We start from the raw sequence: 7,362 nt of genomic DNA, 5'->3' as shown, positions 1-7,362 counted from the left end.
CAAAGCCAGCGAAACCGACTCGCGGAAGAAAGCAAAGGCAGCGGCATTGAGCAATTCCACATCGAGCGGATTGGCTTCAATAACTTCTTTGGGATCGTCGCTGTAAACGCCTGGAAAGGTAATACCATACACGCCGTAAGGCTTGCCCGTTTCCTCCTTCCAGCGCTTTACGTCGCCGCGGGCCACCAGCGACGGGCCGGATCCATGCAGCAGGAAGTCGCACTCTATCATAGCGCGGGCAATGGCTTCGTCGTCCTTTTGTGTAAATATTTCGAGATTTGGAAAGCGGTTGGCCAGCATTGCCCGAACACCGTTGCTGACATCGGTGGCCCACAGGCGCACCCGAACCTCGGGTAAGTGCTTTTCGAGCAGGTGTAATACACCGGGTGTGTGACCGATGTCGCCGATGTTGACCGTCTGCCAAGACGAGCGGAGTACTAGTTGCTTTTTGGGTTTTTCGGAAGTAAGGTTTGAAGCCAGTATATCCAGGCTGACAAGGCAAGAAGCTATCGGAGGGATGGAAGCCAGAAAGTGGCGGCGATCGTATTTGGTCGGGGGCATTTGGCCATTAGATTTGGTGCGAGAATAGCGTTCTGACCAAAAGTAAGTGCCCCGTGCGCTTTTACTGATTTCTGGCTAACAATTCCTCAATAGGAAGCCTTGGTCGTCGGTATAGATAGTGAGTCCTACTAGGCTTGTCTGGCGTGAAGGGAAACCCAAAAACTACACAAATGGCAACCTAGGCACCAGCCAGAATCTTCAACGCTTCCTGATCCTTATACTCGATCATTAGCTTTTGCAATTTTGCCTTCAGCTCTTTCGTAACTGATTCGGTGCCCTTCTGACCGTAAATGTTCGACACCTCAGTCGGGTCTTTCTGCATGTCGAACAGCTCCCACGAGTCGGCCCCGCCGTAGAAGTAGACCAGTTTGTACCGCTCCGTCCTGATGCCGAAATGAGGATATACGTGGTGCGGCTGCGGAAATTCGTAGTAGTGGTAGTAGGCTTCATTGCGCCAGGGTACTTTTTTAGGATCGACGGCTTTCAGCAGGGGGAAGAACGACTTACCCTGCATATCAGAGGGAATTTTAGTACTGGCTAAGTCCAGCACTGTGGGGGCCCAGTCGATGTTCATGACAAACTGTTCGATTGTCGTGCCGGGCTTCACTACCCCCGGATAACGAACGATCAGCGGCGTCCGCAGCGATTCTTCGTAGATAAACCGCTTGTCGAACCAGCCGTGTTCGCCCAGGTAAAAACCCTGGTCGGAGGAATAAATCACGATGGTATTTTTGGCCAATCCACTCTCGTCGAGGTAGTCCAATAGCTTGCCGATGTTGCGGTCCAAGCCGTTGGCTGTGGCGTAGTAGTCGCGCAGGTAGCGCTGGTACTTCCACTCGATCAGGGCCTTACCCGTCAGGTTCTTGTCCTTCGCTTCCTGGGCTACTTTATCATAATACGCCTTGAATATTTTCCTCTGCTCGGGTGTGAATCGTCTGAACAGGCCGTCTTTCTGGTAGTCGGGGTCGATTTTCAAATCCTCCTTCATCCGCATCGTCTTATCGATGCTCATGTCCTGATCCCGGGCTGAGACGCGGCCTTCGTAATCGTCGTAAAAATTGGCGGGCAGCGGAAAGGTGACGTTGTCGTACGCGCCCAGATCCTCCAGGGCAGGCATCCATGTCCGGTGAGTGGCCTTATGACCTACAATGAGGAAAAACGGCTTGGTGTCGTCGCGCTCCTTCAGCCATTCGGTCGAGAACTGCGTGATCAAATCTGAGACGTGGCCAGTGTGGCGAGTCGTATCGTTGGGTTGACTGATGAAATCAGGATTATAGTAGTGCCCCTGACCGGGCAGGATGTTCCAGTAGTCGAAGCCTACGGGCAGACTGTTCAGGTGCATTTTGCCGATCCAGGCGGTTTGGTAACCATTCTTTTGCAGCTCCTTGGAAAAAAGCGTCTGGTCGGTGTCGAAAAGTGTTCGGCCATTGTCCCGGTAGCCGTTCATGTGGCTGTATTTGCCCGTCAGCAGCGTGGCCCGGCTAGGCCCGCAGATGGAATTGGTAACGAAGCAGTTTTTGAACAACGCCCCTTCCCGCGCCAAGCGGTCGATGCTGGGCGTTTTGGCGATATTATTGCCATAGGCCCCGATACCCTGGTAGGCGTGGTCATCGGAGAAGATAAAAATGATGTTGGGCCTTTTTTCAGCCTGCGAAAAAGCAAGAAGTGGTGCAAAAAGCAGGACAAACAGGGAAGTAAATTGTCGGAACGAGCGAATCATAAAACAGCAGACTGGTTTTTTAGCGAAAAAGAAACCGCCCGCTTCTAACTACTGTATTTACATCCCTTCGACTCCACCACCAACTGCCCGTCCACTTCTTTATAGCTGGCTCCAATTGTTTTGCATATCAAATCCAACTGGTCGTATAGCGATTCTTCGCCTAGCGCGGTAGTCATCACGCAATGATCCAGTACATCGTCGTTGAACAGGATTGTGATGCCGTAGCGGGTTTCGATGTCCCGCAGTATTCGACTGGCGGGTACTTCGTCGTAATGTCTCGGCAGGGTATCGAAACTTTTTTTGAGAATCGGTGCAGGCTTCTCCACCAGGCGGCGGCTTAGGCTTTGGTCGGTACGACTAATGACCGCCTGTTGGTTGGGTAATAACACCAGCCCGTCTGTCTCGGGGTCGCTGAGGCTGATGCGGCGCTGCTTGTATACCGACACCCGGCCTGTGCTGACCTGTACGGTCACGTCTTCCTCTTTTTCAAAGGCCCGAATCCGAAAACTCGTACCCAGTACTTTGGTCACCACCTCATTGGCGTAAATGTAAAAAGGACGTTCGCTATCTTTGGCTACTTCGAAGAAGGCCTCGCCGACCAGTATTACATTGCGATTTTTGCTGCCGAATTCTTTCGGGTGCGTCAGCTTGCTGTCCTTGCTTAGCCTCACTACACTACCATCTTCCAGCGCGATTTCCAGTGGCGTTTCCAGCTCATTTATTCGTTCGATCAGTTCGCTTCTCTCTTGAACCGAAGTAGTCGATTGTCGGTAGGAAATCGGTCCACCGGGGCGGCCTTGCCAACTGAACCAACTCAGCCCCAGCATCAAAACTAACCCCGCTACCCATTGCCAAACTCCGTAACGACCGATTTTGAACGCCGAAGATTCGTTTGTCGCTTCTTCGGGCGTCCGCAGGTTGGCCGAGATTCTGGCCCAAACCAACCTCTGGCTCATCGGCGGCAAATCAGCACCCTCCTGCTGCCGTATGTCTTCGATCAAAGAGCGTGCTTGCTTCACCAAACCCGACTGCTGCGGGTTTTCTGCCAAAAACTGCCGCCAGTGGCCGTCGTTCCGACCCGCCAGCACCCATTGCACGAAGGAATCATCGTCCAGGAAGTCTTGAATCCTCGTGTAGGTATTTTTCATCTTCAGAAAAAAGAAGTTGGAGGGTGTTTATACATAAGGGTACAGAATCCGTGGAATCGTAACCATTGTGGGGGGAATTATTTTTTGGGGAGGACGAAAGAATCGGGCTGGCGCCCAAAGAGGGAAGGAAAAGATAGATTAGTGCGGTTCTACCCGTCGGTGGCAATCGATCGAGAATCAATTACCGTGTGCCTTGGTGGCACCCCATGAGAAAATCAGCAAGAAAATATGGCGGGAAACAAAGAAATAAGCGCTTTCAGCGAAACGCGGAGTACGGCGTAGGACTTGGAAAGCAGGTTCTTGACTACCTGCTTTTGAATGTCCATCACTTCGGCGGCTTCGTCGAGGCTCATGCCCTGATAAAAACGCAGGTGAACGGCTTCCCACTGGCGGTTGCTAAGATGAGCGAGGGCGTTCTGGATGGACTCGGCGCGGCTCGACTGGGTTTCGCGGTCGATGGACTGCTGCTCACTGGAAAGCGTGAAGAGGTAGTCGAGAAAATCGTCGATATCCTCCGCCCCCTCAAAAATATCGTGGCGGGAATTGCGGAGCAGTTGGTTGCGCAACGACCGAAATAGATAGGCCCTGACGTTCTCAATTTCGCTCAGGTACGCTCTTCGTCGCCACAAATCCACGAATACATCCTGAATGGCGTCTTCCACCAGCACGCGGTCGGGCATGATGCGGTACCCGTATCGACTCAGCCCCGGAAAGTATCGCCTATACAGCCGCTCCAACGCCCGTTCGCTGCCTTCTTTGAAGGCCATCCAGAGTTCAATATCGCTTTTAGTAATCGCCAAAATTCTTGGAATAAAATGAACTTAACGCCTCGCTGCTTTACTGGTAGTTCCCAGCAAGCGGCGTCTCAATTCTTGCTTTGTTTGGGCAAAACTTGGTTCCTTCGCCAGGTTTTTTAGTTCGTAGGGGTCTTTGTCGTGGTCATACAGTTCTTCGGCTCCCTTTCCATCTTTCCAAACGGAATAACGCCAGCGTTCCGTGCGGATGCTGCGGCCCATGCCGCTTTTTCGATCCGTCTGCGTGATGGCCGGGTGATCCCAGGCTGTTTTTGGATTATCCAGCAGCGGCAGCAGACTATTCCCGGCCACGTGGGCGGGCGTTCCGACTTTACACCAGTCGGTGATGGTCGGGTAAATATCCTGCAACTCCACCGTGCGTGGACTGGCCACGCCGTTGCCTTTCGCGCCGGGAGCCGCGACGATCATAGGCACCAGCGCAGCTTCCTCGAACAAACTTTGTTTCATCCATTGCCCGTGTTCGCTGAGCAGGTAGCCGTGGTCGCTCCATAACACCACGATGGTATTTTCGGCCAGGCCCAGCCGATCCAGCGCACCCAGCACCCGACCGACCTGCGCGTCCATAAAAGTGATGGAAGCGTAGTAGGCTTGGATGGCTTCACGCCTTTGGGCCTCGTTCAGCCCCCAGTTGAAGGGATAAGTCCAAAAGGCCTCGCGCGGGTACTGCGTGGTATCGCCGGGCGAGTGAGCCGGGAGCGGGATTTCGTTGACGGGATATAGTTCGAAGTACTTTTTCGGGGCTACGTAAGGGCAGTGCGGACGAAAGAATCCTACGGCCAGGAAAAACGGGTCGTCCTTACTTCGTTCCAGCAATTTCACGGCTTCGGTAGCTACCATGCCATCGGTTTGCTCCTCGTCGGTACCGTCGGCGGCAAGGTAAGAGAGCGACGAGCCTAGTCCACGATTAGGAGTGAGGTTGGTGATAAGGTCTTCCTCGGCCTTGTCTTGGCCCTTTGGATTACGCACCGTAGTCCAGGAAAGCGGATCGTCCAGGCCATTGGTACCGATGTCGCCCGGAACTCCGTAGTGGTAAAGCTTGCCTACCCGCGCCACAAAGTAGCCTTGGTTTTTGAAATGCTGCGGCAGCGTTATTACGTCGGGAACGGTAGTGCGGAAGTGAGTTTTCAGATCATACACCCGCGACGAGTCGGGTCGTAAGCCCGTCAATAAGGCTGTGCGGCTGGGACTACAAAGTGGAAGCTGACAGTAAGCGCGGTCGAAGCGTACGCCACGCCTGGCCAGGCGGTCGATGTTGGGCGACTGTACCAACGGATCGCCGTAGCAGCCGAGGTGGTTGTTGAGGTCGTCAATAGCGATCAGGAGGACGTTGCGTGGGACCTCCCCTCGGCGGGCAGTTGCGTTCTCATTCTGTTTCTGGGCTGTTAACAAAATCGGATATGAACACATGAGGACGGCAAATAGCAGTTTATTCATCGGATGCAAAGGGGTTTGGTTTCGACAATTCACAAAGCGAATGGAAAGTAGCAATCTACTGAATGCAGGATGAAGACGAGGGGAGTGATGAATTACTGTCGATTAAAAACCTGTTTTTTTAATACGCTTACTCAGTAGTTGAGTGTACTCTTTCTCTTCTTATCAAGAGAATTATTCCTGAATAATCTTGATAAAAGAAAAGCGAAATAGGGCTGATGATGATCTCTGGTACTCGGTACGAGGAGGGGACGAAGCTGCTTTCGAGCAGCTTTATCGCCGCTATTTTCAAGAATTATTCAATTACGGAAAGCAGTTTCTGCACAACGAGGCGGCCATTAACGACACTATCCAGGATCTTTTCGTGGATTTGTGGCGCACCCGTCGCTCGCTCAGTCAGGCGCGGTCGGTGAAGTACTACCTCATGGTTTCGCTCCGTCGCAAAATTCACCGCACGCTGCGTTCAGGCCCACTCGTCGAAACGGATTGGGAGACTCTGCCCGAAACACTGATGCCTTTGCAGCCCTCAGCGGAAATAGACTTCACTACCAAAGAGGAGAAAGTACTGCAAACCGAGAAGTTGAACGCCTGGCTGGATCAAGTACCTCCCCGTCAGCGCGAGGCGCTGATACTTCGCTACTACTACGAGATGGAGTACGCCGAGGTTGCCGATATGCTCGACATTAAAGAACAAACAAGCCGTAACCTCGTTCAGAAAGCTTTACACAGACTACGCGAAGTTTCTATTGTACTACTAATCACATTATTAGGGTCAATATTGTAAAATTTCATAAAAATTTCAGCCTTTGCAAGGTTGAAATGGACTTCCGCTGACTCTATAAGGGCAAAAGGGAAATTATTCCCATTCAAGCCCTGATATGGAGCCTTCTGACTACACGACCAACGATTTTCTTGAAGATGCCCAATTCCGGCGATGGGTACGACAGCCCAACGCCGAGTTGGATACTTTCTGGCAGAATTTCCTGGAAAAGTACCCCGAGAAAAAGCCGGAAGTCATTGCGGCCACCAATTTCCTGCTGGGCATCGAGCAACAGGTAGAAGGTGGAGCTTCCGCCGCGGTGCACGAAGAAGTAGTTTTTCAACGCATTCAGCAAATAATCGCCAACGAATCGAAAGTACCCGTCTGGCGGCAACTACCCCGCCGGACGAGTTGGGCGGCAGCCGCTTCTTTGTTATTAATCTTAGGGTACTTTGCTCTGCCAGTCGATACCCAGAAAATCAGCTATGAGAGCAACCGGGGGCAAACTACCCTAACGCTGATTGAAAAAATAAACGACACAGACGAACCACTCTTCATCACGCTGACCGACGGGAGTACCATTTCATTACAACCCAGAAGCCGAATTAGCTACGCCCATAATTTTAATAAAACTACCAAGCGAGAAGTTCACCTGAGCGGGGAGGCATTTTTTGAAGTTGCCAAAGATCCCAACAAGCCGTTCTATGTTTTCGCCAATGAGTTGGTCACGAAGGTACTTGGAACAAGTTTCAACGTGCGGGCTTACCAGGATGATGAAGACATAACGGTGGAAGTACGTACCGGGCGGGTATCGGTGGCCGTGGCCGATCAGTTGGGTAAGCAGAATATGATAAGCACCCGCGAACGCGAGGGCATCCTGCTGCTGCCCAACCAGCAGGCCGTCCTGGCTCGCAAGGAAATCCGGCT

At 52.3% G+C, this 7,362-nt stretch carries 6 protein-coding genes and 1 pseudogene; 2 read left to right on the top strand and 5 right to left on the bottom strand.

What is annotated here, in order from left to right:
- The 5 genes and pseudogenes from ACEW8P_RS08545 to ACEW8P_RS08525 all read right to left on the bottom strand — a co-directional run.
- Window positions 1–561 (bottom strand): annotated as a pseudogene (locus ACEW8P_RS08545) (polysaccharide pyruvyl transferase family protein); the annotation flags it as partial.
- Window positions 562–739: 178 nt separating this feature from the next.
- Entirely contained in the window at window positions 740–2,281 is a 1,542-nt protein-coding gene (locus ACEW8P_RS08540; RefSeq protein WP_373512665.1) for a sulfatase, read from the bottom strand.
- Between the two features lie 44 nt (window positions 2,282–2,325).
- Entirely contained in the window at window positions 2,326–3,429 is a 1,104-nt protein-coding gene (locus ACEW8P_RS08535; protein WP_373512664.1) for a FecR family protein, read from the bottom strand.
- Between the two features lie 215 nt (window positions 3,430–3,644).
- Window positions 3,645–4,229, bottom strand: a complete 585-nt coding sequence (locus ACEW8P_RS08530) for an RNA polymerase sigma factor (RefSeq protein ID WP_373512663.1) — start codon at window positions 4,227–4,229, stop codon at window positions 3,645–3,647.
- 21 nt (window positions 4,230–4,250) lie between these two features.
- Window positions 4,251–5,678, bottom strand: coding sequence for a sulfatase (locus ACEW8P_RS08525; RefSeq protein WP_373512662.1), 1,428 nt, complete (start codon window positions 5,676–5,678; stop codon window positions 4,251–4,253).
- Window positions 5,679–5,865: 187 nt separating this feature from the next.
- Between ACEW8P_RS08525 and ACEW8P_RS08520 the strand changes: the two genes are divergently transcribed.
- Together ACEW8P_RS08520 and ACEW8P_RS08515 are read left to right on the top strand one after the other, a co-directional pair.
- Entirely contained in the window at window positions 5,866–6,459 is a 594-nt protein-coding gene (locus tag ACEW8P_RS08520; RefSeq protein ID WP_373512661.1) for an RNA polymerase sigma factor, read from the top strand.
- A 94-nt stretch (window positions 6,460–6,553) separates the two neighbouring features.
- Window positions 6,554–7,362 (top strand): FecR family protein (locus tag ACEW8P_RS08515; RefSeq protein ID WP_373512660.1); only part of this gene is annotated, 809 nt, incomplete at its 3' end.

It is taken from the genome of Persicitalea sp., from assembly GCF_041751555.1.
GTDB lineage: Bacteria > Bacteroidota > Bacteroidia > Cytophagales > Spirosomataceae > Persicitalea.
Note: the sequence above shows the minus strand (reverse complement) of the source record. Positions and strands in the feature narration are given on the sequence as shown.